Origin of the sequence: Desulfosporosinus orientis DSM 765 (genome assembly GCF_000235605.1) — a bacterium.
Classification (GTDB): domain Bacteria; phylum Bacillota; class Desulfitobacteriia; order Desulfitobacteriales; family Desulfitobacteriaceae; genus Desulfosporosinus; species Desulfosporosinus orientis.
On record NC_016584.1, the window covers coordinates 2351238 to 2378108 of the forward strand.

General features: G+C 43.5%; 21 protein-coding genes and 3 pseudogenes. 18 read left to right on the forward strand and 6 right to left on the reverse strand.

Annotated features, from left to right (window positions below; all coding sequences use genetic code 11):
* Positions 1–100 precede the first annotated feature (100 nt).
* Positions 101–1176, reverse strand: a pseudogene (locus DESOR_RS30960) (IS110 family transposase).
* 809 nt (positions 1177–1985) lie between these two features.
* On the opposite strand from DESOR_RS30960, the gene DESOR_RS30245 reads away from it, so the two are divergent.
* From DESOR_RS30245 to DESOR_RS10980, 4 genes are all read left to right on the forward strand, one after another.
* Positions 1986–2135: a DUF5316 family protein gene (locus DESOR_RS30245; RefSeq protein WP_242832528.1), complete on the forward strand. Its 150-nt coding sequence runs from the start codon at positions 1986–1988 to the stop codon at positions 2133–2135.
* A gap of 592 nt (positions 2136–2727) precedes the next feature.
* Positions 2728–4239 (forward strand): IS21 family transposase, encoded by a 1512-nt coding sequence (gene istA / locus DESOR_RS10970; protein ID WP_014183190.1) that lies wholly within the window; start codon positions 2728–2730, stop codon positions 4237–4239.
* A complete protein-coding gene (gene istB, locus DESOR_RS10975) occupies positions 4232–4972 on the forward strand; it encodes an IS21-like element helper ATPase IstB (RefSeq protein WP_014183191.1) in 741 nt (246 codons plus the stop codon). The genes istA and istB overlap by 8 nt, the downstream gene beginning before the upstream one ends.
* Before the next feature lie 43 nt (positions 4973–5015).
* Positions 5016–5393 carry a C-GCAxxG-C-C family protein gene (locus DESOR_RS10980; RefSeq protein WP_042331084.1) on the forward strand — a complete coding sequence of 126 codons (378 nt, stop codon included), beginning with the start codon at positions 5016–5018 and terminating at the stop codon, positions 5391–5393.
* Positions 5394–6257: 864 nt separating this feature from the next.
* Here the strand turns inward: DESOR_RS10980 and DESOR_RS30965 are convergent.
* Positions 6258–7332, reverse strand: a pseudogene (locus DESOR_RS30965) (IS110 family transposase).
* Between the two features lie 1075 nt (positions 7333–8407).
* Between DESOR_RS30965 and DESOR_RS10995 the strand changes: the two are divergent.
* On the forward strand, positions 8408–8596 hold the full coding sequence (locus tag DESOR_RS10995; protein ID WP_014184667.1) for a hypothetical protein: 189 nt from the start codon (positions 8408–8410) through the stop codon (positions 8594–8596).
* A 500-nt stretch (positions 8597–9096) separates the two neighbouring features.
* Here the strand turns inward: DESOR_RS10995 and DESOR_RS30970 are convergent.
* Together DESOR_RS30970 and DESOR_RS27975 are read right to left on the reverse strand one after the other, a co-directional pair.
* Positions 9097–9565: pseudogene (locus DESOR_RS30970) on the reverse strand (transposase zinc-binding domain-containing protein); the annotation flags it as partial.
* Positions 9566–9568: 3 nt separating this feature from the next.
* Entirely contained in the window at positions 9569–9769 is a 201-nt protein-coding gene (locus tag DESOR_RS27975; RefSeq protein WP_081468493.1) for a tyrosine-type recombinase/integrase, read from the reverse strand.
* Positions 9770–10453: 684 nt separating this feature from the next.
* Here DESOR_RS27975 and DESOR_RS11005 point away from each other — a divergent pair.
* From DESOR_RS11005 to DESOR_RS11055, 11 genes are all read left to right on the forward strand, one after another.
* Entirely contained in the window at positions 10454–11221 is a 768-nt protein-coding gene (locus tag DESOR_RS11005; protein ID WP_014184669.1) for an ABC transporter ATP-binding protein, read from the forward strand.
* On the forward strand, positions 11214–12050 hold the full coding sequence (locus tag DESOR_RS11010) for an ABC transporter permease (protein WP_014184670.1): 837 nt from the start codon (positions 11214–11216) through the stop codon (positions 12048–12050). Before DESOR_RS11005 ends, DESOR_RS11010 begins: the two co-directional genes overlap by 8 nt.
* 76 nt (positions 12051–12126) lie before the next feature.
* On the forward strand, positions 12127–13134 hold the full coding sequence (locus DESOR_RS11015; RefSeq protein ID WP_014184671.1) for an ABC transporter substrate-binding protein: 1008 nt from the start codon (positions 12127–12129) through the stop codon (positions 13132–13134).
* A 338-nt stretch (positions 13135–13472) separates the two neighbouring features.
* The gene (locus DESOR_RS11020; RefSeq protein ID WP_042331088.1) at positions 13473–13670 is read left to right on the forward strand and encodes a hypothetical protein; all 198 of its coding nucleotides are present in this window, start codon (positions 13473–13475) and stop codon (positions 13668–13670) included.
* On the forward strand, positions 13667–14590 hold the full coding sequence (locus DESOR_RS11025) for a DMT family transporter (protein ID WP_242832490.1): 924 nt from the start codon (positions 13667–13669) through the stop codon (positions 14588–14590). The genes DESOR_RS11020 and DESOR_RS11025 overlap by 4 nt, the downstream gene beginning before the upstream one ends.
* 158 nt (positions 14591–14748) lie before the next feature.
* Positions 14749–16740 carry a transglycosylase domain-containing protein gene (locus DESOR_RS11030; protein WP_014184673.1) on the forward strand — a complete coding sequence of 664 codons (1992 nt, stop codon included), beginning with the start codon at positions 14749–14751 and terminating at the stop codon, positions 16738–16740.
* 82 nt (positions 16741–16822) lie between these two features.
* A complete protein-coding gene (locus tag DESOR_RS11035) occupies positions 16823–17809 on the forward strand; it encodes an ABC transporter substrate-binding protein (RefSeq protein ID WP_014184674.1) in 987 nt (328 codons plus the stop codon).
* Between the two features lie 56 nt (positions 17810–17865).
* Complete coding sequence (locus DESOR_RS11040; RefSeq protein WP_014184675.1) at positions 17866–18630, forward strand: ABC transporter ATP-binding protein; 765 nt, start codon at positions 17866–17868, stop codon at positions 18628–18630.
* Positions 18617–19390, forward strand: a complete 774-nt coding sequence (locus DESOR_RS11045; RefSeq protein ID WP_014184676.1) for an ABC transporter permease — start codon at positions 18617–18619, stop codon at positions 19388–19390. The genes DESOR_RS11040 and DESOR_RS11045 overlap by 14 nt, the downstream gene beginning before the upstream one ends.
* A 51-nt stretch (positions 19391–19441) precedes the next feature.
* Positions 19442–19786, forward strand: coding sequence for a bacillithiol system redox-active protein YtxJ (ytxJ, locus tag DESOR_RS11050; RefSeq protein WP_014184677.1), 345 nt, complete (start codon positions 19442–19444; stop codon positions 19784–19786).
* A gap of 4 nt (positions 19787–19790) precedes the next feature.
* Positions 19791–20633: an alpha/beta hydrolase gene (locus tag DESOR_RS11055; RefSeq protein WP_202946190.1), complete on the forward strand. Its 843-nt coding sequence runs from the start codon at positions 19791–19793 to the stop codon at positions 20631–20633.
* Here DESOR_RS11055 and DESOR_RS11060 read toward each other — a convergent pair.
* The gene (locus tag DESOR_RS11060) at positions 20630–20815 is read right to left on the reverse strand and encodes a PspC domain-containing protein (RefSeq protein WP_014184679.1); all 186 of its coding nucleotides are present in this window, start codon (positions 20813–20815) and stop codon (positions 20630–20632) included. The genes DESOR_RS11055 and DESOR_RS11060 overlap by 4 nt on opposite strands.
* Before the next feature lie 262 nt (positions 20816–21077).
* A complete protein-coding gene (locus DESOR_RS11065) occupies positions 21078–22139 on the reverse strand; it encodes a DUF3231 family protein (protein ID WP_014184680.1) in 1062 nt (353 codons plus the stop codon).
* Between the two features lie 328 nt (positions 22140–22467).
* Between DESOR_RS11065 and glgB the strand changes: the two genes are divergently transcribed.
* Together glgB and DESOR_RS11075 are read left to right on the forward strand one after the other, a co-directional pair.
* Entirely contained in the window at positions 22468–24390 is a 1923-nt protein-coding gene (gene glgB / locus DESOR_RS11070) for a 1,4-alpha-glucan branching protein GlgB (protein ID WP_014184681.1), read from the forward strand.
* 3 nt (positions 24391–24393) lie between these two features.
* Positions 24394–26841, forward strand: coding sequence for a glycogen/starch/alpha-glucan phosphorylase (locus DESOR_RS11075; protein WP_042332159.1), 2448 nt, complete (start codon positions 24394–24396; stop codon positions 26839–26841).
* Positions 26842–26871 lie beyond the last annotated feature (30 nt).

A 26871-nucleotide genomic window follows, 5' to 3' on the forward strand; every position in this document is an offset into this window, starting at 1 on the left:
ACTTAGCTAGAAAAAATGGAATAGCAATGCTAACCTACGTGATGTAAGCTTGTAAAAAGGTTATGTAAATAAAAGGTATGTCCAAGTCCACATAGAATAGTTAATTATTACTAGAAAATGGCTGCTGCGAGGACAAAATTCCGTAAATCATCCTTAGCATTTTGTTGGCCGTGGCAATTATCGCGACCTTAATCGGCTTACCTTCGTTTATTTTTCTAAGGTAAAAATCTCTGAGAATCAGGTTTAGAGGGCCACTAGCTCTATTGCTGATTCCGGCCACAGTGGCTTGGTAGATTGCCTTTCTAAGATAGGGTGACCCTCTCTTAGATAGCTTCCAGGAATAGAACGTAGAAGAGGGTAATCCGGGGAGAAGTTTGCCCAATGGACCATTTGAGCCCGTAGATCAGTCAGAATGTTTTGTTGGGATACCAGGAGGTCAATGTACATCCTTAAAACCCGCAGGTTGGACTGTTGGGCGCGGTCAAAGGTAAACTCTCCTTGGCAGCCAAGATAAGCTCATCCGTTTTGAGCTCGTACCAGTGTTTAGACTTCTACGCAGGCTTAAGACACTCAATAATCTGGTCACGGCTGGCAGACAGAATAGCATTTGGAGAAGGAAAAGCAGAAAGAACTCTCAAAGCAGTAGGGCTACATAAGTGAGCAAACACCGACTCAAACTTTGGAAACAGAAGTTCTAAGACAGATCGAAACCGGAGTTGAGTCTCAGTATATAACGTATTGAAACCATCATATTGGCGGCAAAGGTTCTGCAACTCCAAGATGTGCTCCTTAAGGGGTTTTAGCTTCGGTAAATTCATTCAGATAGTAAACCTGAGCAATCCGATTCGCATCAATGGGGTCGGTCTTAATTTTGCAAACCGATTTCTTTTTCTCCGCATGAGTCTGTAAAGGATTCAAAACAATCACCTTATAACCAGCATCTTGAAAGAAAGCGGTAATAGGTTTGGAGTAGTTCCCAGTAGCCTCCATGACCACATGAGGACGTTTGCCCGTTTCATTTTCAAGCTTACTGAGCTGATCTGTCAATCGAGACAAATCGTCAGGTGAATGAGAGAACGAAAAGGGTTTAGTAAGTGATACTTGATAACGTTTAAAGACAGCAGCTATACTCTTGGACTTAGAAACGTCAATGCTTAAGATCGGAACATCAAACATGAAAAACCTCCTCTTGTACCGGGTTCCTTCTTCAAACAGCCATCCTTAGGTTCGCGTTGTGATACGGGCTCAAAGCCCCACCAGCTCAATCAAGGTAAAGGTGTCAAAGAGGGCTCGAACAGTTTAAGCGACGGGATCATGGTCCCAACAGCGCATGCGTACTTTACCCAGTTTTCTTAAGTATAAAGGAATACAAAAGAAAAAAGATCCATACCCAGATTGAACTGGTTATGAACCTATAATACGAACAGCGTGTTCCCAAAATCTGAGAGAATATGAATGTAGTAACCAGACTTCGGGAACACGCGGGACGTTATCGGAAATTGCGCTTTGAAAGCATTATAGATAAGTGTATAGGAGCTACTTCATTAGTTTAAGAATTGAGTCGAAATTGACCTGATTCAGATCTTGAGATTGGAGGGATATACAATGGAATTAGGACTCATATTGGGCTTAGTTCTTTTAGTTTTCGGGGTCGTTCTAACTGTTTTATCTTACCAAGGATGGTATATTAATTGGGTTAAGGAAAGAATTCCGATGGAACGAAATAAGCTTATTAGATCTGAACGAGTATCAGGAGTTGCACTATCTATTATTGGACTACTACAAACAATGAAGGTTCTGATATAAGTAAAAGGGCTCATATATAATTCCTTCATCTTCGAGAGGGGTGGAAATATGATGTTGTTTTTAGCAGGGTTAATAGTAAGCGGGCTCCTACTAATCACTTCTTTATTTCTTAGTATCCTAAGATAGTAATGTACTTACTTTTGATAATTGGCATTATTCCAGTTGCTTTCAGCGGACTTATGTCTGGAGCATTTATAAGCGGAGACAGGGTAAGAGCAAATTATTCCGACTCCAAAGATTTCATAGAGCGGACGAATCTAGGTTCAAAGCTCTTTTTATTTGGTTTACCATGCTTGGTTGCTGGAATTGCTATTTCTTTCATTAGATGAGTATTAGACCGATTATGTTTTAGAATATACAAGATTGGTTATAGCCCGGATATTTGCAAGCGTAGATCTGGGGAGGCGCAACATCCGATAACAGATGGTTTGCGACATCGGAGAGAATATGAATGTAGTAACCCGACGTCGCAAACCCTCGAAACGTTATGTGTAATGGCAATGTCGGTGTATTCTTTAAGGCTTCTGTTTAGGAAAATGGGTTTTGTTTATCGAAAATTTGCTATGGGGGTTGATCATGAGATATAGATATAGGACCCAAGGGGAGCTAAATAAAGGTAAATCTCTCATTGATGTCTAATGATTTAGATGTCTAAGGAAATTATGGGGGAGGTATCCAAATGAATGATACGCATCTGAAATCGTTTTCACAGTTTAATGGTGGTTTTTCTTGCAGCCAAAGAGTTTTTGCTACCTTAGGTGTGAATGGTAAACTAAACCATACACATTTACGCCAATGAAAGCATACAAGTTTCTGCCACAAACCATACAACATTTTGCCAATAACCATACAACTTAAATCAAATACAGCTATCTGACTTTGTTAGAATAGGGGCTAGCAAAGAGGTCAGGAGCTGTTAGAATGAAAGGATTTAAGATGTATAAACAGATACAGCAACTTAAAGAGATTGGATTCACTCGATCTCGGGCTGCCAAGCAGCTGAACATAAATCGGGAAACCGTAACAAGATATTGGAACATGACAGCGGATGAATTCGCCAAACAGCTGTATAGCATTAACCGAGAACTGCTACTTTCAAAATATGAGGAAATTATCATCAGCTGGTTGAAACAATACCCAACAATGACAGCCGCACAAGTATGCGATTGGCTCAAGGAGCATTACAAAGAGGATATCAAGGAACGAACGGTCAGCCGTTATGTCAAAGGGTTACGAGAGGAATATAATCTTAAAAAATCCAATCATCCCAGAGATTATGAGGCTGTAGAAGAGCTCCCAATGGGGCAGCAGTTACAGGTGGACTTTGGTGAAAAGTGGATGCAATCCATTGATGGGCAGCGTGTAAAGATTCGCTTTGCAGCCTTTGTACTCGCTCATGCACGTTACAAATGGGCATTCTTTCAAACTCGGCCATTCACAACAAGCGATCTGGTTTCAAGCTGTCATCAGTGCTTTAGATATATAGGTGGGATGCCGCTAGAAATGGTATTTGATCAGGATAGTATCGTCAGCGTTTCAGAAAACTATGGAGATATTATTCATACCTTTGAGTTTGAGAAGTTCCGGCAAGAATGCAATTTAAAAGTATACCTCTGCCGCGCAGCTGATCCGGAAAGCAAAGGTAAGATCGAGAATGTGGTTAAATTCATCAAGTATAATTTCCTTGAAAACAGACTTTTTGCTGATGAGGAAGTTCTCAACAGTTCGTTCCTAAAATGGTTGGATAGAACCGGTAATGCGAAAATTCACGGCACTACCAAAAAGATACCAGCCAAGGTGTTTGAAGATGAACGTGAACACCTAAGACCTCTGCTGGACATCCGATTAAATGGTGATGTAACCATCTGCAGAAATGTTCGGAAAGATAACACGATCGTCTACGACAGCAATCGGTACTCTTTACCTCTCGGTACATACAACAACCAAAAAGAGGTCAGCATTGAAGCGAAGAATGAAAAATTGACGATTATGACCGTATTCGGTGAATTTATCTGTGAACATCCCATCTCAACCGGCAGAGGTCAATTAATTAAGAGCACCAGTCATTCCAGAGATATTACAGACTCGATGGATAAAGCTCAAACTACTGTTGATAAGCTGTTATTATTCAAGGCAACCGATTTTCTGCAGACAATTCGAACAGAAAAAGCACGCTATGCCCGTGATCAGTTCCGGTTGCTGCAAACATTATGCGATAAATATGGAATTGATGACGTACTAAATGCCATCAAATATTGTGAGGTGAGCAAACTCTTCGGAATAACGTATGTAAAGGATTTTTTAGAGCACAGTGCTAAACCAAAACAAGTAATCGTCCTGAATGCTATTCCGGTTAGCAACAACAAGTACCATGTAACTACAGAGAAACGCTCTTTGGATGTGTATGCAAAGGCAGGTGGCAACCATGAATGAACGGATTGAACGTGTCAATGCATTAGTATCGGGACTGCATTTGGTCCCTGTTGATTTAGAAAACCTATATGCTAAAAAGAATAATCTCACGCCTCTCGAAAGCGTTGAGGTTTTCCTTTCAGAGCAACAACGTCTTCGGACCGAAAAGCAAAATCTAATTCGCAGAAGAAGAGCAAATCTACCCGCCGAAAAAACCCTGGAAACCTTCGACTTCGGATTCCAACGCAGCGTATCTAAGGAACAGATGCTAAGATTGTCCGATATGACTTGGGTTGAGCAAGCGTTCAACATTTGTTTTCTGGGCCCCCCTGGTATCGGAAAAACGCATTTGGCTTTATCCTTAGCGGTCCAGGCTTTAAACCTAGGTTATGCCGTAGCTTTTACGACCTTGGATGAACTCATAATTACACTAAAAACCTCGCAAATCTCGACCGCCAGTAAGAGACGAATAAAAATACTCAACTCGGCAGCACTGGTTATTATTGATGAAGTTGGCTTCATGCCACTTTCTACAATAGAAGCCAACCTATTCTTCGGTTTCGTGTCCTCAATGTCCGAGAAAACATCACTGATTATTACCTCAAACAAAGGATTCGATGAATGGGTTGACTTTTTAGGGGATGCAACAATTACAACTGCGATTTTAGACCGTCTTATCCACCACTGCGAGATTTTAAATATGACGGGCAACAGCTACAGACTCCAACATAGGAAGACTATAACCCAGAAATAAAATGTTGTATGGTTTGTGGCGAAAAGTTGCTGGTTTTACTTGACTGCTTACAACCTTAGGCGAAGAACTTGGTATTGAACGCAAACAAGCTCTTAGATTGGCTACTGGGTTTGGTGCAGGGATAGCATATCAAGGCAATATTTGTGGAGCTGTTAGTGGGGCGATTATGGCAATTGGTTTAAAACATGGTAATGATGAGCCCTCTGTTCAAGACTTTAGCAACAAAGCTATTTTTCTTACACGAGAATTAATTCAAAGAATCACTGCTAAACATGGTTGTTATACATGTAAAGGTCTTACTGGGATTGACCATATGAATTTAGAAGAAGGAATGAAGTTCTATAGGGAGCTAGGCATAGCGGAGAAAATTTGTCGACCTGTAATAATAGATTGTATAGAGATAGTGGAAGAAATATGGTAAGTGTTACTGACTTAAAAATTTTGGCTTAGTTAAAGAATAGTGAAGAGTAGTGAAGAGTAGTGAAGAGTAGTGTTGATTTCGCAATAGCATCAGCGTCACTTTTGGACTACTGGTGCTATTGTCACAATGAGAAAGAGAAGCATAATCTCTGTTTTCATTATTTTGATCATTAGTTTTGGTGTAATGACTATTGGTTATTCAAGGATTAACACAAATCAACTACCGGAAGAAATGGATAAGATAAAATTAGAGTTCGTTTCTAAAAGTGAATTACCAGAAGGAAGTGGCTATGCTATAAAACTGAAAAACGGCAACTCGTTTTTGATTAAACAAAATACTGTATATAATTATACTAAATCGCGTATAATCGATGATAATCTAAATGACGTTATTATTTGAAACAAAAGGATTATTCCTTTGAACCTTACTAATACTTTATAGGCAAATTAGTATTAGTTATCCAGTAAGAAATGGAAATAGTGGGGATATAGAAAACAAAGCCAAAGTCGAGGCAGTTGGGAATAAATTAGACATTCGTCCCAGTGAAGAGATAATGTTGAATGCGTTTATTCCAGATGCTTTTGATAGTGACAAAGTTGATAAACATAGACTTCAGTATGAGATAAATGGTTTATATCAACGAAGTAAAAGATTTAAACCATTTTGAGCAGTCAGGCGGGGATTTATTACATTAGAACCATTTAAGGGAGTTGCCACTACACATAAACCAGCTAATTGTTGTCAAGAAAAAATTTTTTTGGATCACTTAGCTAGAAAAAATGGAATAGCAATGCTAACCTACGTGATGTAAGCTTGTAAAAAGGTTATGTAAATAAAAGGTATGTCCAAGTCCACATAGAATAGTTAATTATTACTAGAAAATGGCTGCTGCGAGGACAAAATTCCGTAAATCATCCTTAGCATTTTGTTGGCCGTGGCAATTATCGCGACCTTAATCGGCTTACCTTCGTTTATTTTTCTAAGGTAAAAATCTCTGAGAATCAGGTTTAGAGGGCCACTAGCTCTATTGCTGATTCCGGCCACAGTGGCTTGGTAGATTGCCTATCTAAGATGGGTGACCCTCTCTTAGATAGCTTCCAGGAATAGAACGTAGAAGAGGGTAATCCGGGGAGAAGTTTGCCCAATGGACCATTTGAGCCCGTAGATCAGTCAGAATGTTTTGTTGGGATACCAGGAGGTCAATGTACATCCTTAAAACCCGCAGGTTGGACTGTTGGGCGCGGTCAAAGGTAAACTCTCCTTGGCAGCCAAGATAAGCTCATCCGTTTTGAGCTCGTACCAGTGTTTAGACTTCTACGCAGGCTTAAGACACTCAATAATCTGGTCACGGCTGGCAGACAGAATAGCATTTGGAGAAGGAAAAGCAGAAAGAACTCTCAAAGCAGTAGGGCTACATAAGTGAGCAAACACCGACTCAAACTTTGGAAACAGAAGTTCTAAGACAGATCGAAACCGGAGTTGAGTCTCAGTATATAACGTATTGAAACCATCATATTGGCGGCAAAGGTTCTGCAACTCCAAGATGTGCTCCTTAAGGGGTTTTAGCTTCGGTAAATTCATTCAGATAGTAAACCTGAGCAATCCGATTCGCATCAATGGGGTCGGTCTTAATTTTGCAAACCGATTTCTTTTTCTCCGCATGAGTCTGTAAAGGATTCAAAACAATCACCTTATAACCAGCATCTTGAAAGAAAGCGGTAATAGGTTTGGAGTAGTTCCCAGTAGCCTCCATGACCACATGAGGACGTTTGCCCGTTTCATTTTCAAGCTTACTGAGCTGATCTGTCAATCGAGACAAATCGCCAGGTGAATGAGAGAACGAAAAGGGTTTAGTAAGTGATACTTGATAACGTTTAAAGACAGCAGCTACACTCTTGGACTTAGAAACGTCAATGCTTAAGATCGGAACATCAAACATGAAAAACCTCATCTTGTACCGGGTTCCTTCTTCAGACAGCCATCCTTAGGTTCGCATTGTGATACGGGCTCAAAGCCCAACCAGCTCAATCAAGGTAAAGGTGTCAAAGAGGGCTCGAACAGTTTATGCGACGGGATCAAGGTCCCAACAGCGAGTATGCGTACTTTACCCAGTTTTCTTCAGTATAATGGAACACAAAAGAAAAAAGATCCATACCCAGATTGAACTGGTTATGAACCTATAATACGAACAGCGTATCACCAAAATCTGAGAGAACATGAATGTAGTAACCAGACTTCGGGAATACGCGGGACGTTAGTGCGCCAAGCAAAGCTTGGTACTTCTTGCAAGGTGAAAGTCCTTGCTGGGTAAGGTCTAGCCAACCACCCATATCGAGTGTTGCGTCGAAACTGGTAACAGTAAGGCGAAGCGTACACAGAGAACTATATAGGCCACAGGGAGGACAGTAACTCCTGAAGCACATTCAGCCCCGTTAACGCGAAGAATGCAGATGACGACGTGTTTAACGTCACTGAAGCCAACACAGAGGAATCGAAAACAAAAAGGCAAGATTTCCGAGGGTCTGCCGGGGTCAGAGAACGTGGCATGTACGGAGAGAAGTATCAGGAACTTGGGAGGTCCTGGAGGTTCCAACTAATAAGTTGGTAGGAAGGTGCAATCGAAAAAGAGGCTGACCGAAGACCTGCAGGAATTCGGACCAACTCATACTACACCGGAGAATTAATGCCAACCTCACTGCCGAAAATACCAAGAAGCTAGGAATAGCTGATTACGGAAGGGAGTATTCCTGATGAGTCCGGTGCGGTAATTCTGCACGCCGGGATCTGCGTGGGGTGCGCCGGGTAACCGGCGCGGTCTACCGTGACTACGACATATCGTGCAAACGACGCGCCATCCTTAGCGCGGACGAAAAGAATCTGCAGTATTTCTTCGCAGTAGTAGAATATTGTACAGTAATTAGCTCTAGAATTTAACCCATTTCCCTACAATTAGAAGTTTATTAGGATATTGCTAGAAAATTTAAATGTGGTAAAAGAAGAAAGGAAGTGGTTAGATGGGTGGTATTACATTATTTGTAGTCGTCAATGCACTATTTCCGTTATTTATAGGTATATTTGCAATCTACTTTTTTGTAAATGTAATGAGATTTATGAAAGAAAAAATAAAGTTGGATGAACAGCGAATTGAACAAACAAATCGCTTTATCGAAATATATAAAAGTAATAAAGATTTCAATAATTAGTAGCTTATTTTAAATTAGGGAGTAGGTGTACTTATTTGCAATTCTTAAAAAGAGAACTTATCACACTTGTAATATTTACCATTCTGTGTACTTTAGCTTTTTATTTTTTTGTAGAAGAGCCATTTTTACAATCTGTAATAAGTGTATTGTTTATTGGGGTACTTCTCACTATTTACAATATTATAAGAAATTATATATCTAATAAAAATCAATAACTAATACTCTTTTCTTAAATATAAATCTTTCCTCCAGTCTCGAATTTCCTCAAGTGAGGATAATTAAAGAGTAATAAACCTAAAAGCAACTTCGAAAATACTAGTAGTATGCTCATTGTGGGCAGACTTTCCCCCTCCCCAATAAAGAGGCGATTTTTAAGAAATATTCTGTTGCAAAGCATCATGGACTAGTGCCTATTGCTTGGGAAAAAGAAGCGTAACAAAATGAGAACAGCCACAGTTATGGCAGGTTTTCGTGTATTTACAAGGGACAGGTTCTGAAGGCTTAGAAGCATCCTTGTAATGCTTCCAGCCAAAACTCACTTACCATCAAAAGACTTAATCGGGGAATTGCTAATGGCCACTCTGTGAGTATAGCGGCCCAGATATTTCACAACCTGAGCAGGGGATTTAAAGGGCTTCTTACAAAAGATAACCCAGTCCTTATGGTACAAATCATCGACGAGGGCAAGAAAGTTGTTTTTAATCGACAGCGGTTTAGCCTGATTATAGAAAACGAGGGTGTTCAGTTCCTGAGCAAGAGTAAAAACGATGTGAAAATAGCTAACAGGCAGGAGCTTAGACATCTGAGCATCAACCCATTGAGCTTGAATTTAGGACAATGCCTGTTGCGGCAAGAATTGTAAGACACATCCACCGAACCGCATTCCGTACACACCTCGGAGTGGTACCCCATGGATGAAGTTCTGCATCGACGAATCCTATGAAAAGCCTTGGTTTGAGCAGGAGACATGGACTAAAGACGAACCTGATTAAAAATATCTTGGAGTTCAGTCATGACTTGAATAGTACACAGGTCGGCATGATCCTCTAGCAAATGGGTAGCAAAACTGTGCCGAAGGGTATGAACCGATCCAGGCTTAGAAATACCAGCCTTAGCTTTCGCCTGCTGAAAAACATGTTGAATATTTCTCGTGGCAAGGGGTTTACCCTCAATAGGCCCTGGAAAAAGTAAGTCTGTAGGTCGATAAAGTTTCCAGTTTCGATCTTCATCTTCTGAAGATGGTACGAGAGAGTTTGAGAATTTGCCGAGACGTTATCGGAAATGTTCCTTGCATGTAAATATAAGGGGTCTTGAAAAATCAAAAGCAGATCTCTAAGGATCTGCGTTAATCAGTAAATCTTTTTTCCAGCCATGTTGATAGCTCAATTATATTATCCATATTGTACCACCCTTCATTAATTGGAACAATTGCAATGATACTATTATTATGCATAATGAGGGGATTTAGTCTTGGGTTTTGGAAAACTGAAACACTTCCGATAACTAATTAGCGATTCATGATGTTCCGAGGCACAGAAAAAAATGAGGTTATAGTCATAGAATTTAATGATAAGATATTATCAAAATTCGAAGGTCAATATGTAGAGTTTAGATAACTCGTTATTACTGCTCGGCTTTAAAGTAATATTTTTGTGTTATTGGCAATGTAATGCCAATCTAAGAAGCGCCCGTTTCCTTATTAAGAGGGAACGGGCATTTCTCATTCAATCAGTCCAAGCCAGCTATGGTATATACAGAGGTATTATTTAGAAACTGGTAAATTTTCGAATCTCTCACCGATGGATGCCCCCTTCAATACACTAATAAAGACCAAAGGGGTGTTAAGGAGGGATGCCATTGAAAGCAGTAGTGGAAGTTCAGAATATCGGCATGAAATATCAATCTCTCAATGGAGAAATAACCGCCCTCGAAAATATCAGCTTATCTGTTCATGACGGTGAGTTTGTCAGCATCGTTGGCCCAAGCGGCTGTGGAAAATCCACCCTTTTATCTATCATTTCGGGTTTGCTTGCTGCCACTTCCGGAGCAGTTTTGCTATCGGGGGAAAAGGTTACAGGGACTTCTCCGAAGATTGGCTACATGCTGCAAAAGGATCACTTATTTGAGTGGAGGACGATTTATCAAAATGTCATGCTCGGCTTGGAGATAAGAAAAAATGTTACGAAAGAAGCCAAAGCGCGGGCCCTAAAGCTACTTAATACTTATGGACTATACGAATTCAAAGATAAATATCCCAATCAGCTTTCCGGGGGAATGAGGCAAAGGGCAGCCCTTATCAGGACCCTGGTAACCGATCCGGAAATTCTCCTTCTTGATGAAGCCTTTTCGGCCTTGGATTATCAAACCAGGCTGGTGGTCAACGATGACATCTATGACATCATTAAAAAGGAAAATAAGACGGCTCTGCTGGTGACCCATGATATCTCAGAAAGCATCAGCATGGCAGACCGAGTCGTGCTCCTATCCAAACGACCTGGAAGAGTAAAAAATATCTATGAAATTAATCTGAACTGTGCTCACAGGACGCCCCTTTCGTCTCGGGAGACACCGGAATTCAGGCATTATTTTCAAGAGATATGGAAGGGGCTGGATGTTCATGTCTGATCAAGTGAGCAGCTCAGACCTGGCTAAGACTTCAGAAATTTCCCAGGAACATAAAGAGTATCTGCGGCGGGTGAGGATGGAGAAGATCTGGATTCGGGTGATACAATTTTTGCTTTTGACCGCAGCCGTGCTGCTTTGGGAAGTATGTGCCAATTTCAAAATTGTTGACCCCTTTATCACCAGCCAGCCGTCGAGAGTGATTAAAACCATCATAGCTTTGTATAAGGATGGAATGCTCTTTCACCATATCGGAATCACCTGTCTCGAAGCAGTGATTGGCTTTGTCTTGGGAACTCTTATCGGTACTATAATCGCGATCATGTTATGGTGGTCCGAATTCTTATGCAAAGTAATAGAACCTTACTTAGTTGTTCTAAACAGCTTGCCCAAAATTGCTCTTGGTCCTGTGTTTATTGTCTGGATCGGTGCAGGGCCGGCGGCAATTATTGTCATGACCTTAGCAATTTCACTTATCGTTACGGTTCTGGAAGTTTTAAATGGTTTTCTGACAACGGATCAAGAAAAAATCAAATTGGTCAGAACCTTTGGTGGAACAAAAATCCAAGTCTTAACGAAAGTGCTGCTTCCCGCTTCCTATCCCACCATTATTAATGCCCTGAAAATTAATGTGGGGTTGTCTTGGGTAGGGGTTATTGTCGGAGAGTTTCTAGTATCCAAGGCAGGATTGGGATACCTCATAGTCTACGGGGGGCAGGTTTTTAAACTGGATCTGGTAATGACCAGCGTTATCATTCTGGGTATAGCGGCAACTGTCATGTATCAGGGGGTGGTATACCTTGAAAAGGTGCTTGTGAAAAATAAACTTTAAACATAGTTTTTTAATGTTTAATGAAAATATCAACTTAACAGGAGAATCAGCTGACTATAAGAGGAGGAGCAGAATAATGAAAAAAAGGTTAATGCTCATACTTATTGTGCTTATTTTAGGAGTTTCCTTAGTGGTTACAGGCTGCAGCAATCAATCAGAGCAGCTTACCAAGGTTAAACTATCAGAGGTTACCCACTCAATATTCTATGCTCCCCAGTATGTGGCCCTGAGCAAGGGTTTCTTTAAAGAAGAAGGCCTGGATATAGAGCTTTCCAATGGGCAGGGAGCAGACAAAGTTATGACGGCTGTCTTATCAGGCCATGCTGACATTGGTTTTGCCGGGCCGGAGGCCAGTGTCTATGTATATAATCAAGGAAAAGAAGACAATAGTGTTGTCTTTGCCCAACTTACCAATGGTGACGGAACCTTTTTAATGGGCAGAAATCCGGATCCCAACTTTCAGTGGAGCGATTTAAAAGGAAAGACCGTTATTGGCGGACGTAAAGGCGGAATGCCGGCGATTGTTCTGCAATATGTCTTAAGCAAACAAGGATTGACAGTTGGAAAAGATGTCTACATCGATACAACCATGCAGTTTGCAGCAATGCCCGGTGCTTTCATCGGCGGGCAAGGGGATTATGTGATTATCTTTGAACCCACAGCCTCAAGCTTAGAGAAAGAGGGCAAAGCCTATATCGTTGCTTCCCTCGGCAAAGAAAGCGGAGAAGTTCCTTATACCGCCTATTTCGCTAAGAAAAGCTTCATTGAGAAAAATCCCGAGCTCATCCAAAAGTTCACCAATGCCATCTATAAAGGACAGCGCTGGGTAGCAACTCATAGTCCTGAAGAGATCGCCATGGCCATAAAACTTCAATTCCCTGAAGAAGACGATGCTATTCTCGTCAGTGCAGTTAAACGCTATCAAGAACAAAACACCTGGAAAACAGACCCCATCTTACAGGAAAAAGATTTTTATCTGCTCCAGCAAATCATCCAGGACGCCGGAGAACTCAACAAAATCGCTCCTTATGAAAAAGTCGTTACGAGAGACTTTGGACAGAAAGCCATTGACACCATCAAATAAACTGTAAATGAGGAAAGGGATCAGGCAGCTGAGCTTGCCTGATCCCCTAGTATGTGATGTGAGAAAACTTTTGGCTCATTATAATCGACTACTTTTCAATAGGGGAAGTACATATTCTACAATTAAAATAAGAGCAATAATAGATATATTTAGACTGACAGTTTGATAGATAATCTTGTGGTCCTTGATTTTAGCAAATGATAAGCAATTTAAAATGCTAAAAAAGACAGAAAGAGCTATTAGAAATAATAGTGGAATATAATCTGGAAGATTATCAAGAGGTAAATGGTTAATACAGATCCCAATAACTAGAATAAATCCAATATCAACTTAGAGTTGTGAAAGACTACTCGGAGAAATCCATCCTTGAAAATGTTCCGAACCATTCTAAAGAACCACTAGACCCTAGAGCCTTCCTGAAAAATGAATTGACAGAAATAGCCGAATCCCTGATAATAAAGGAACCATCTTCCAAAGGAGTTAATGAAATGATGTACCGGCAAAGAATCACAGCAATCATTAAAATTGAAAAATGAGCAAGAAACGCATGTATCATACAGGTACAGGACCGGCTGTACTCTTAGTTCTGATTTCCACCTTGGGCTTTAGTGTTTATCCCATTTTTGGCAAGATTGTTTTTGCCGGGGGAGCGAGCCTGGCGACGGTATTATTTGTACGATTCACAATTGCCGCTATCGTTTTTTGGACGATAACGATTTGGCTGGAAGGGTTTCCCCGGCTGAGCTTAAAAACCTGGCTGATATTATGGGGAATGGGCGGGATTGGCTATTCCATGATGGCCGGTCTTTACATATCGTCAGTACTATATATTCCAGCTTCCCTGGCAGCTTTATTGCTTTACGCCTATCCGGTGATTGTTACCTTTTTGGCTGTATTGACCAAACAGGAGCGATTTTCCGTCTTCAAGTTGGCAGGAGTGGTTTTAGCAACTCTGGGTCTGGTTTTAGTCTTGGGCCTGGCCCTTCAGGGAATAAGTATCATTGGCGTTAGCCTGGCCCTGGGTGCTGCCTTTGTTTATTCAGTTTACATTATTATCGGTAATAAAATGCTGGAGACTGTCACGCCTTTGGTAAGCACCGCCATCATTTCAACCTCGGCGGCAGTGACGTATGGAACCATTGGCTTACCCATCGGGGGAGCTACCTGGCACTTGTCTGGGCATACCTGGCTAGGGATTCTTGGCATTATCCTTTTCTCAACAATTATTGCCATGCTGACATTTTTTCAAGGGATCAAACAGATCGGCGCTACTTCAGCGTCCATTATCAGTACCAGTGAACCTGTGATGACGGTGATTTTTGCAGTGATTCTCTTTAATGAACACCTGACCATAATCCAAGGGATAGGGGGAACTTTTGTAGTTATCGGCGGGATCTTAGCCGTTATATCCCCGTCATCAAAAATGCCCCGGCAGCTCAACTCTCCTGCCGGCTGAAAATCATGCAACAAGTTAAAGAGCGTTGAGTGACTTCCTTCGAGGACGTCCTCAGCGCTCTTTTCATCAATTTAGCAATTTTTAACAAGTTTATCCCTATCTCTGTGGTACAATAACAATATGGTTGCCATCTATGAAACAGAAAGAAGGAATCCTAGATGGAAAAATCCAGTGCTTTACAGCGGCAGGGCATGAAGCCGACGCAAAAACAAAAGATCTGGAGGAGAATAAGTCTCATCGTTCTTGTGCTTATTGCTGCTGCTGCCGTTGGTATAACCGTGTATATCTCCTCCTTAGATATCAGCAAATTGCAGACGCCTCTGTCCCAGCCTTCGTATTTATACGACCAAAAAGGGGTGCGGATTTCCCAGCTTTCCTCATCCCGCATTGAACCTCTCACCAGTCAGCAAATACCTCAGGTGATGAAAAACGCAATTATCGCCGTGGAAGATCGTCGCTTCTATGAGCACAAAGGGGTGGATATCCGCTCGATTATAAGGGCTCTCTATCGGGATGTGATTTCCGGTGATTTTTCGGAAGGCGGCAGTACCATAACCCAGCAATTAGCCAAGAATATGTTTTTAGCTTCTGATAAAACCCTGACCCGCAAACTGAAAGACGCCGCCTATGCCTTAAAGATAGAAGCTGTCTTAAATAAAGACGACATCCTGGCAGCTTATCTCAACCGGATCTATTTTGGAGAAGGCCGCTGGGGCCTGGAAAATGCAGCTCAGCTTTACTTTGGCAAAGATGCTGGGGAGCTGACCCTGGAAGAGTCCGCCATGCTGGCAGGACTCCTGAAAGCGCCGACGATTTATTCCCCCTTGAATAATAAAGAAAAAGCCCTGGAACGGAGAAATTTAGTCCTGTCCCTGATGAAGGAGCAGAATTACATATCGCCTGAGGACTTTGAAAACGCCGTAATACAGCCCATTGTTTTAAAAAAAGGAGAGCAAAGTGACCTTATGGGGCAGTATGCTCCTTATGTGGATTACGTTATCGAAGAAGCTATCGATCGGGTGGGCTTCACGGAAGAACAAATCTTAAACGGGGGACTGCAAATCTATACGCAAATGGACGCCTCGGTCCAGAAAGCAGCGGAGGATGTCTATCAAGACAGCCATTACTTTCCCCAAGGGAAAGAGGACCAGATTGTGCAAAGCGGGGTAGTAATCCTGGACCATGCTACAGGAGGAATTCGAGGCTTAGTCGGATATAGGGGAGAGAGAGTATACCGGGGGTTAAACCATGCCACCTCAGACCAGCTGCAGCGTCAGCCGGGGTCTGCCTTGAAACCTATTTCCGTTTATGGACCGGCTTTGGAACAAGGCTATACCCCTCAGTCCTTGCTGCGGGATTATCCCCTTAATATCGAAGGCTATGCTCCGGAAAATTATGATTATCAGTATCACGGCTATGTCACTATGCAAGAGGCGATCAGCAACTCCTGGAATATCCCGGCGGTGTGGCTCCTCAATGAGATAGGGATTGAAAGCGGGGTTGATTTCGCTAATCGCTGCGGGATTCCCCTTGAACAAGCCGATCATAGCCTGAGTCTAGCCTTAGGGGGAATTTCCAAAGGAGTAACCCCCCTGCTGATGGCTCAAGCCTATGGGGCATTTGCTAATCTAGGGGTTATGAATAAACCCTATGCCATTACTAAAATTACTACCAAAGACGGCAGGGTTTTATACCAGGCCGAATCGGAGGCCCAGCGGGTGACTTCGCCAAGTGTTGCCTATAACATGACCCTGATGCTCCAGGATGTCGTCGCCAACGGTACGGGAAAAAATGCCCAGCTGGACCGGCCAACGGCAGGAAAGACAGGTTCGGTGGAGCTGCCGCCAATCCCGGAGTTTGCCGGCATCAGCAAAGGGGTTAAAGATGTTTGGTTTGTGGGTTATACTCCTGAGTTAACCGCCGCCGTGTGGATGGGTTATGACAACACGGACCGCAGCCATTACCTCACCACTTCCGGCGGTTCCGAACCGGCTGGTGTATTCCGGGAAATCTTAAACCGGGCCCTGGAAGGAAAACCCGTAGTTCCTTTTGATGTTCCCCAGGAATACATAGATGAAAATAAACCTTCCAGTAAATTTTTCAAATGGTTTCACGATAATTTTAATTTTGACAATTGGGGCAGCGAGTAAAAAGGTAAAACCCAGCTCATGTCGAATAATTAAAATTGTCTCTAAAATAAAGGCAATTTACAATGAGGAGTGTCGAAGTCGGATGAGAAAAGTCTTTATCAAGTTGAGTATTGTCTTGGTTGCGCTGAGTTTAGCGGGTTTCCTTTTTGGCTGTTCTGCCCAAAAAACCTCGGAGAATCAAGGGGAGAAGAGTCAAGGCAAAACTATTAAGATTGGAGTATTGCCCATTGAAGATAATCTGCCCTTTTATGCGGCGGAAAAAGACGGCCTTTTCGCTCAAGAGGGCGTTCAGGTAGAACTAGTCAGCTTTCCCAGTGCTATGGAACGGGATGCCGCCCTGCAAGCCGGTCAGATTGACGGACAAGTGGCCGATCTGGTTGCGGTTGCCCTCTTAAAGAAAATCGGTACAGATGTTAAAATTGCCTCCATTGGCCTGGGGGCCACGCCTCAGGAAGGGCGCTTCGCCATTTTATCCTCGCCTAAGTCAGACATCACTGATTTAGCTCAGTTAAAAGGCGGAACCCTGGGCATATCCCAGAATTCCATTATTGACTATGTCAGTGACCAAATGCTGACGGATCAAGGGATTAAATTGGATGATGTGAAGAAAATGGCGATACCCAAAATGCCTGTTCGTTTAGATATGCTGCTTTCCGATCAAATCAACTCCGCCTGTCTGCCGGACCCCCTGGCTTCCCTGGCCCAGGCTAAAGGCGCTCATCTTCTAAAGGACGATACCTACAAGAATATTTCCCAAACGGTTTTCTTATTCAGAACTCAGGTTATTAAGGAAAACCCTGATGAAATCAAGGCGGTTGTGCGAGCTTACGGTTCCGCAGGACAAGCTCTGACCAGTCACCCTGACCAGTATCGGGAGTTGTTTTTGGAAAAGGCGCAAATCCCCCCGGATATTAAGGACAGTTATCAAATGCCCACTTTTTCCCAACTCCAGCTGCCCACCGAGGATGAAGTCAAGAGTGTCATGGAATGGATGGTGGCTAAAAATTTAATCAGCGAAGCCTACAGTTATCAGGATTTAGTAGATCCCAGCCTGCTCCCCAACCAATGATGATGGAAGAATCCGGAATTTGCTGCAACCTATCAGAGAGAAGGAGAGTATAACCTGTGATTGAAGTTTCACATTGTGATTTGACTTATAAGCAAGGAATGTCACAGGTCCAGGTGTATGACGACTTTAGTTTAAACATTGCCCAAGGAGAGAGTTTAGTTCTCATCGGACCCTCAGGGTGCGGAAAAAGCACCCTGCTCTACCTGTTATCAGGGCTGCTTTCCCCTACAGGCGGGGAGATCAGGATTTGGGGAGAGCAGTTCAAGGGGACCCGGCAAAAGTCCGCCTTTATTTTACAGGAATACGGCCTCTTTCCCTGGCTGAATGTTGAACAAAATGTCAGTTTGGGTTTAAGAGTCCGGCATGCGGCGAAGCAAACCCGCCAGGAAAGGACTGAAGAGCTGATCCGGAAAATGGGACTGTGGGAAGTAAAGCATCACTTCCCCAGTCAATTAAGCGGCGGGCAGAGACAGAGAGTGGCTTTAGCCAGAGCTCTGACTCTAAACCCGGATTTGCTGCTGATGGATGAGCCTTTGTCTGCCTTGGATGCCCTGACCCGGGAACGCCTTCAGACCCTGCTTTTGGAAATCTGGCAGGAACAGAAGCTGACCACGGTATTGGTGACCCATAGTATTGAAGAAGCTGTTTTTCTGGGCAGCCGGATCTTAGTGCTCCTGGACGGCAGACCCACTAAAATAGTTGGAGAGATTCTCAATCCTTTGGTAGGAACTCCCGGCTATCGTCAGAGCTCTGAATTCTTTGAGAAGACAAGCTATGTCCGTTCTCTTCTGGAAAGGGGGGGACAGGATGAAGGCAAGTAGATTCTGGCAGGGTAAGTTTTTCGGCTACCTGGGAGCCACGGTTTTTTTGTTAGCTCTCTGGCAGTATGCCGCTTGGAGCTTAAACAGCCCTCTATTGCCCACCCCCAAAGCAGCCATCACGGCCACCATCCGCTTATTGGATGGGAATCTGGGCAGGCATCTTTGGGTAAGCACCTACCGGGTTGTGATCTCCACAGTGACCGCCTTGCTCATCGGGCTGCCTCTGGGCTTAGTCATGGGTTATGAAAAGCGGATTGACGGTTTTCTGGCTCCTTTAGTTTATATCACCTATCCCATACCTAAAATTGTCTTCCTGCCTTTAATTCTTTTGCTCTTGGGGTTGGGAGACGTATCAAAAATATTTCTCATAACCTTTATAGTCTTCTTTCAGATCTTAGTGACCACCCGGGATGCGGTACGCAAGGTCCCCGCGGAAACTATTTCTTCCCTGCGTTCCCTGGGGGGCAGCCGGGCTCAAATCTATCGTTATGTACTCTTGCCGGCAAGCCTGCCCGATGTATTTACCTCCCTGCGTTTAAGTATGGGAACAGCTATTGCGGTCTTGTTTTTTGCCGAGTCCTTTGCCACTACCGAAGGGTTAGGGTATTTCATTATGGACTCCTGGAGCCGGGCAGCCCCGGATGAAATGTTTGCAGGAATCATTATGATGGCCTTACTGGGCGTAGGATTATTTATGGTGGTGGACTTTTTCGATAACATCCTTTGCCGTTGGCAGCATATGAATGGAAACAGAAAGTAATTCTACTTTATGGAATTATGGCTATACTAAGAGGGTAAGGAGTGAGAAGGGATGATATTTAGAGAAATTGCAGCCACAGAGGACTTGGAAAACGTCCTGGCGGAGTCCAGCCAGGGAAAGGTTCTGATCTTTAAACATAGTACCACTTGTCCTATCAGTGCCCGGGCCTGGCGTGAAGTGCAGAAGTTCATGGCAGACACAACGGCAGCTATTCAAGTAATCATGATTAAGGTCATTGAGTCACGGCCGGTTTCCAACTTTGTTGCTGAGAGTATGAAGGTTCAGCACCAATCACCGCAAGCCCTGCTCCTAAGTAATGGTCAGGTGGTGTGGCATGCATCTCATCAAGGGGTTAACCAGGCTGATATTGAAAAAGCCTTAGGGCCCCTGGGCTAAGGTGATGAAGATGACGTGCAGGGAATTTGCATTCGCAGCAGACGGCGGCGAATTATTATATGGGAGAGAATGGCGGCCCGCTAGCAAGCCTTTGGGAGTTGTCTTGCTGGTCCATGGCTTGGGCGAACACTGCGGGCGGTATGAATTTGTGGCAGAAAAACTCAGCCAGGCAGGATATGGCTTACTGGCCTTTGATTTGCGTGGTCATGGAAAATCCTTGGGAAGACGGGGGCATATATCTGCCTATGAGATTCTATTGGCAGACTTGGACGGTTTCATAAAAGAAGCCGGCAAGCGTTTTCCGAACTTACCGGCTTTTTTATACGGGCACAGCATGGGGGGCAATTTAGTACTGAATTACGTCCTGCGCCGGCAGCCTCCCTTAGCCGGGGGCATTGCCACCAGCCCTTGGTTATGGTTAGCTAAGGAACCTCCCGGGTTTGTAAAAATCTTACTGAGGTTTCTCGCTAAACTGTGGCCAACTCTCTCCATACCCAACGGACTGGATGTGAAGGCTCTTTGCCATGACCAAAAGGTAGTCAAGGCTTACCAAGAGGATCCTCTGGTTCATAATCGGATATCTCTCAGCTTATTGATGGAAATAGATAAAGCCGCAAATTGGGCAATGGCCAATGCTGAAGGGTTCGGGATGCCCTTATTGCTTATGCACGGCGGCAGCGACGGGATTACATCCCCTGAAGCTACTCAGCAATTTGCTTTTCAGGTTGCCAAGGATTGCACCTTTAAACTTTGGCCAGGGCTTTTTCATGAACTGCATAATGAACCTGAAAAAGAAGAGGTATTAACCTACCTTATTAATTGGCTCCAAAACAGAGAGACTAATTAAACGTCCCGCGGTATGACGAACCAGGCCACGAGGTAGGCCAGAAATCCCGTGCCTCCGACAAACATTAAAAGAATTGCGGCAATCCGCACAAGACTGGGATCCAGGTCTAAGTACTCAGCAATTCCGCCACAGACACCTCCAAGCTGTTTATCAACGCTGGAGCGATATAAGCGCTTCGACATAGTGTGTTCTCTCCTCTTAATCAAAATAGTTTCAGCCTGCTAAGACTTGTTTAGGGGCTATATCTTTATCATTACTTTTAATACGTATGAGAGGGAGAGAATGTTACAGACCAAATTTAAAATTTTAGGTGCAGGCATCCGCTATATATTTCCTTGACTCAATCCCTAGAAATTAACAGCAGAAAAAACAAGCGTACTTTATCACGGTCAAAGTGAATGAGTACGCTTGTTTTTTCCCAGGCCTTAATAGTCAATCGTAAATTTAGTGTGTTAATTCATGGCGGTCAGCAGTTTCTGGTGTTTTTATTAACCACCCATATTCAATCAGCAAATCTGCTCCATCCTTACTGTAAGCCAGGATTTCAGCCATAAACTTACTATACGCCGCAATTATGTCTTTTCTCATAATCCTCGATAGCCCAATAGCATAACCGGTTTGAATATAACTATTAACCGCTGTTGTATGGTACAAAATTAACCTATCACTAAATGGCGACTCTTTAGAATCCGTAACTTGATAATCCACAAGCTCTGGTCCAGGTAAACCGTTATTCTCTAAGATGGAACGGAGTGTTTTCATTTGTTTATCACCAATTTGTAATCCTTTATTTAGATGTTTTCGAATTTCATCTGACTTAACGACTTGAGCGAATCCTAACATTAAAGCTCTGATTGCCATTTTAAAATCTAAGACAGCAAAAATATTGGCAATCTCCAGAGCATTCAATGGTCTTTCACTTCCCAAAAATGAACCGTAATAATTCTTGTCATGAATATTTTCTACTCTTTCAGGGGTCACAATGTTAGGGGATGCTGGGAATACCCCTTTTGCCAGAAGAACGTCATCAGCTTTTTGGATAATATCCCTCGAATCATCAATAAATCCGTAGAATAACTGTCGGAAATCGGAACGTGTACACTCACTAAAAGCTAAAACGTGATTTTGTAAAATAAATTTTGTCATCAGCCTCGTGTATCTAACTACGAATTTATCATCAAACAATTTTGGAGTATTTGAATTAACATCTTTTTCGCCAAAAGCATCTGGAATAGGATGTTGTATTAGATTGAACAGATTCTTTATTAGTTGAATATTTTTAGTTGACAAATCTAACGCTGCTTGCATTACTTGATGGAAATCAGGGTCTGTTGTATGTGCAACCATATGTTTTTGAATTGCACATGCCATACTTTCAGCTATGTAGGTTGACCAAAGATGGCTAATTTCAGCAACAGTTTGTTTAATATTTGATAAATTATGTTGGATAGCCCCAATGGGCATTTGCTCAGAAACATTTGGATTTACTTGTTGTAGGTCAGACATAAATTCTTACCTCCGGTTTACTGATGTTTTTATTATGTAATAAGACAGCATTAACAATACTAAATAATTAAAATTTAATTAGTCAGATGCAAATCTCGAACGCAAAAGGAAGAAGAAATCCAGTTGAGATGTCATTATCTTCTTCCTTTTGCGGCTTAAATATTTATATCAGATCATCTATTTTTGTGTTGAACCTGAAGCCGCCCGACTCGGACGAAAATTCACGAAAACTGTCAGTAAATATTTGCCATTTATTAACAGGTAAACGCCTCTCTTTCGAGAATAGTAGCTATAGAGAATAGCCCCAGAAATGAGGGAGCAAAAAACCATGAGCAAGTATCACTGGCTAACCCTTGAAGAAGTTTACCTTTTTAACCGTGGAGAATTATACCACAGCTATTTAAGGATGGGGGCTCATAGAATAGGAGGTCACGGAATTCAGGGTACCCATTTTGCGGTTTGGGTCCCGGATGCTCTTAAGGTTTTTCTGGTGGGGGAATGGAATCACTGGCGTTCAGACAGGGATTTCATGCTTGAAGAGATAGGGAGCAGCGGGATATGGACCCTTTTTGTACCTGAAAATTTAGAAGGGCAATTATATAAATACGAAATCCATACCAAGAAGGGGCAAGTGTTCCTGAAAGCAGACCCCTTTGCCTTTTGTTCGGAATTAAGGCCGGCCACAGCTTCAAGGGTTTGGACCCTGGCGGGTTTTTCCTGGCAGGATCAGGAGTGGCTGGAGAGACGAAAAACAACGGACATCAGGAAAGCTCCTCTTTTAATCTATGAGGTTCATCCTGGCTCATGGCGAAAAAGAGCGGACGGGAGCTATTATCAATGGCCGGATTTGGGGAGAGAGCTCATCAGCTATGTAGTGCAAATGGGGTATACCCATATTGAATTAATGCCCATTATGGAGCACCCTTTCGATGGTTCCTGGGGGTACCAGGCAACGGGGTATTATGCCTGTACCAGCCGCTTCGGCAGTCCTCAGGGATTTATGGCTTTTGTCAATCAGTGTCATCGAGCCGGCATTGGCGTAATTTTAGACTGGGTGCCGGGGCATTTTTGCAAAGACGCTCATGGACTGGGGAGATTCAACGGTGACTTTCTCTATGAAAGGGATGAAAACCAACAGTGGGGCACTTATAACTTTAACTTCGAGAAAACCGAGGTTTGGAGCTTTCTCATCTCTAATGCCGTCTTCTGGTTGGAAGAATTCCACGTGGACGGGCTGCGGGTGGACGGAGTAAGCAATATGCTTTATGCCGGTCATGAACGAGCTAATCGCAAGTCCCAGGCCAATAGGGATGGAGGCAGAGAAAATCGCGAAGCCGTATCCTTTATGAAGAAATTAAATGAAGTAATCCACCGGTATTTTCCCGATGTTCTGATGATTGCCGAGGAATCTACGGATTGGCCCCATGTAACATCCGGCCGGGAGGAGGAAGGCCCGGGGTGTCAAAGGGGGCTGGGCTATGATTTCAAGTGGAACATGGGCTGGATGAACGATACCCTGCGCTATGTCAGCTCGGATTTTTCCCAGCGGAGCGAGTTTCATAACCTGCTGACCTTTTCCATGACCTATGCTTACTCGGAGCAGTTTATCCTGCCTTTGTCTCATGACGAGGTGGTTCATGGCAAAAAGTCCTTAATTAATCGCCTGCCGGGGGACTATGGGCAAAAATTTGCCGGTTTAAGGTGCCTCTACGGCTATTGGCTGAGCCATCCCGGCAAGAAACTCCTCTTTATGGGTGGTGAGCTGGCTCAGTTCATCGAGTGGAATGAAGAGCGCCCCCTGGATTGGTTCTTGCTGGACTATGAAATGCACCGTCGGCTGCAAGAATATGTGTGTGATCTGAACCACCTGTATCGAAAGGAAAAGGCCTTTTGGCAAAATGATCAGGACTGGTCGGGCTTTGCCTGGATTGACGTCCATAATTGGCAGCAAAGTATTCTGGTTTTCTCCCGCCGGGGCAGTCAGCCCCAGGATGAACTGGTTATCCTCTGTAATTTTCAGCCGCAAAGCTATGAGAATTTCCGCATTGGGGTACCCCGCCCAGGGGTGTACGAAGAACTACTGAACTCTGATCAGGAAAAATACGGCGGGGAGAATTATCTCAACCAGGGTTTGCTCAGGGCGGAAAACAAACCCTGGCATGGCCAAAAAAATTCCCTGGTTATTCATGTTCCTTCATTAGCAATAGTTATATTAAAGCCGATTTTGAATACTAAAGTATTGGAGGAATAAATGATGTTTATGGATACAGAAGCTTTTAAGGAGGCCTATCTGAAAAAATTAATTGAGGGTGAAGGAATTACTGCCGACGAAGCGACTACCTGGGATAAATTCGTGGCTTTAGTGATGCTGCTCAAAGATAAAATAAGTTATTACCGGGCTGTTAACAAGAATTCCTGGTCCCCGGGAAAACAAGTCTACTATTTTTCCATGGAGTTTTTAATCGGCAAGCTTTTATACAATTATTTAGTGAATTTTAAGATTGAAAAAATCGTTAAAGAAGGCCTTTTTGAGTTAGGCATAAACCTGGAAGAGCTCCTGGAACAAGAAGTAGATCCCGGGCTGGGCAATGGAGGGCTAGGCCGGCTGGCCGCTTGCTTTCTGGATTCCCTGGCCTTTCTCGGCATTGACGGGCACGGCAATGGGATCCGCTACCGGTACGGGCTCTTTGAACAGAAGATTGTGGCCGGGAATCAAGTTGAGGCAGCGGACAACTGGCTGAAAAACGGCTACCCCTGGGAAACACGTAAGGCCCACAAGGCAGTGACAGTGAAGTTTAAAGGCAGGGTCAGAAGCGAAATCCAGGAGGGACGGCTTGTTTTTATCCATGAAGATTATGAGCCGGTCTTAGCCGTTCCCTACGATGTCCCGGTTATCAGCTATGACAATCCCAGGTATATCAACAATTTAAGGCTCTGGAGCGCAGAGACCGTAGCCAGTGAACTGGATTTGGCCAGTTTTAACCGGGGTGAGTTTAAACAGGCTACCGGCTTTAAGTCGGAAGTGGAAGCCATTTCCTATATCCTCTATCCCGATGACAGCAGCCGGGCGGGACGGGAGCTGAGATTGAAGCAAGAATACTTTTTTGTGGCTGCAGGCTTGGGAACCATTGTCAGAAGCTATAAGAAACGCTATGGCCGGCGTGCCTTTCCCGATTTTCCCAGGCGGGTAGCCGTTCATATTAATGATACTCATCCCGTGCTCTGCATCCCGGAACTCATGCGCATTTTAATAGACGAGGAAGGCTTGGGCTGGGATGAGGCCTGGAATATCACCGTCAATACCATGTCTTTTACTAATCATACGGTGATGCCTGAAGCCATGGAAAAATGGCCTGTGGATATGCTCAAAAATCTTCTGCCCAGGATCTTTATGATTATTGAGGAAATTGACTGCAGGTTCAAAGAGGATTTGAAGGCTCGCTTCATGGATGATGAAGAGGTGATTCAAAACACCCATATCTTCAAAGACGGCTATGTGTGGATGACTAACCTGGCCATTATCGGCAGTTCATCCGTCAACGGAGTGGCCCATCTCCATACCAAAATTCTTAAGGGTGATGTGTTTAAAGATTTTTACCGGGTCTTCGGCTATAAATTCAATAATAAAACCAATGGCGTCAACCACAGGCGCTTTCTCCTGGCAGCCAACCCGGGTTTAGCCCGGCTTATCACTGAGGCCATCGGGCCTAACTGGCAGGAAGATGCGGGAGAGCTAAAAAAGCTTCATGTGTTGAAGGAAGATCCCGGTTTTTTAGAATGCCTGGGGAAAGTGAAGTATGACAACAAATGCCGTTTAGCGGCAAGTCTGCAGAAAAAATACGGCCTGATCCTGGACCCCTCTTCCATTTTTGATGTTCAGGTTAAGCGGATTCACGCCTACAAGCGGCAGCTGCTGAATGTCTTAAAGATTATGCACTTATACAACCTCGCTTTAAGGGACCCGGAGAGCTTAACCGGCTCCCAGACCTTTATTTTCGGCGGCAAAGCCGCACCGGGCTATCATTATGCCAAAACCGTCATTAAACTGATTCATTGCTTAAGTAAAAAGATTGCCCAAAATCCGGCCATCAGCTCCAAACTGAAAGTGATTTTTATAGAAAATTTTAACGTTTCTCAAGGGGAATTAATCTATCCCGCCGCTGATATCAGCGAGCAAATCTCCACCGCCGGCAAAGAAGCTTCGGGAACGGGAAACATGAAGTTTATGCTGAACGGTGCTCTGACCTTAGGAACCTTGGACGGGGCCAACGTGGAAATCCGGGAGGCAGTGGGGGAGGAGAATATTTTCATCTTTGGGCTGACGGCGGAAGAAGCATTGACCTACACCCATTCCGGCGGCTATAAGCCTTGGGATGAATATCACAGCAACCCGGATCTGAAAATTTGCGTGGATCATTTGAAGGGCAGTTTTTTTGAGGATGCCGGGGAAGAATTCCGGATGTTATACGATTCCCTGATGATCTATCATGATGAATTCTTTATTTTGAAAGATTTTCCGGCTTACCTGGCAAAGTACGGAGAGATGCAAGAGCTCTACGGTCACCCTCAGGAGTGGAACAAAATCTCCCTCCTTAATATCGCCAACTCAGGCTTTTTTTCCAGCGACCGGACGATTCGAGAGTATGCCGACTGGATATGGAAGGTTCATTATCGAACCACACACAGCAAAACCATCATTTAACGTTTTCAGCGACAAAACCCCGGTATCTGA

What these genes read in the sequence shown, in the direction of transcription:
- istB (WP_014183191.1), top strand. Translation starts at nt 4,232, where the DNA reads ATGAATGAACGGATTGAACGTGTCAATGCATTAGTATCGGGACTGCAT.
- DESOR_RS11030 (WP_014184673.1), top strand. Translation starts at nt 14,749, where the DNA reads ATGGAAAAATCCAGTGCTTTACAGCGGCAGGGCATGAAGCCGACGCAA.
- istA (WP_014183190.1), top strand. Translation starts at nt 2,728, where the DNA reads ATGAAAGGATTTAAGATGTATAAACAGATACAGCAACTTAAAGAGATT.
- DESOR_RS11065 (WP_014184680.1), bottom strand. Translation starts at nt 22,139, where the DNA reads ATGTCTGACCTACAACAAGTAAATCCAAATGTTTCTGAGCAAATGCCC.
- DESOR_RS11055 (WP_202946190.1), top strand. Translation starts at nt 19,791, where the DNA reads ATGAAGATGACGTGCAGGGAATTTGCATTCGCAGCAGACGGCGGCGAA.
- DESOR_RS30245 (WP_242832528.1), top strand. Translation starts at nt 1,986, where the DNA reads ATGTCTGGAGCATTTATAAGCGGAGACAGGGTAAGAGCAAATTATTCC.
- DESOR_RS11060 (WP_014184679.1), bottom strand. Translation starts at nt 20,815, where the DNA reads ATGTCGAAGCGCTTATATCGCTCCAGCGTTGATAAACAGCTTGGAGGT.
- DESOR_RS11075 (WP_042332159.1), top strand. Translation starts at nt 24,394, where the DNA reads ATGTTTATGGATACAGAAGCTTTTAAGGAGGCCTATCTGAAAAAATTA.
- DESOR_RS10995 (WP_014184667.1), top strand. Translation starts at nt 8,408, where the DNA reads ATGGGTGGTATTACATTATTTGTAGTCGTCAATGCACTATTTCCGTTA.
- DESOR_RS11015 (WP_014184671.1), top strand. Translation starts at nt 12,127, where the DNA reads ATGAAAAAAAGGTTAATGCTCATACTTATTGTGCTTATTTTAGGAGTT.
- DESOR_RS11045 (WP_014184676.1), top strand. Translation starts at nt 18,617, where the DNA reads ATGAAGGCAAGTAGATTCTGGCAGGGTAAGTTTTTCGGCTACCTGGGA.
- DESOR_RS11025 (WP_242832490.1), top strand. Translation starts at nt 13,667, where the DNA reads ATGAGCAAGAAACGCATGTATCATACAGGTACAGGACCGGCTGTACTC.
- glgB (WP_014184681.1), top strand. Translation starts at nt 22,468, where the DNA reads ATGAGCAAGTATCACTGGCTAACCCTTGAAGAAGTTTACCTTTTTAAC.
- ytxJ (WP_014184677.1), top strand. Translation starts at nt 19,442, where the DNA reads ATGATATTTAGAGAAATTGCAGCCACAGAGGACTTGGAAAACGTCCTG.
- DESOR_RS11010 (WP_014184670.1), top strand. Translation starts at nt 11,214, where the DNA reads ATGTCTGATCAAGTGAGCAGCTCAGACCTGGCTAAGACTTCAGAAATT.
- DESOR_RS11035 (WP_014184674.1), top strand. Translation starts at nt 16,823, where the DNA reads ATGAGAAAAGTCTTTATCAAGTTGAGTATTGTCTTGGTTGCGCTGAGT.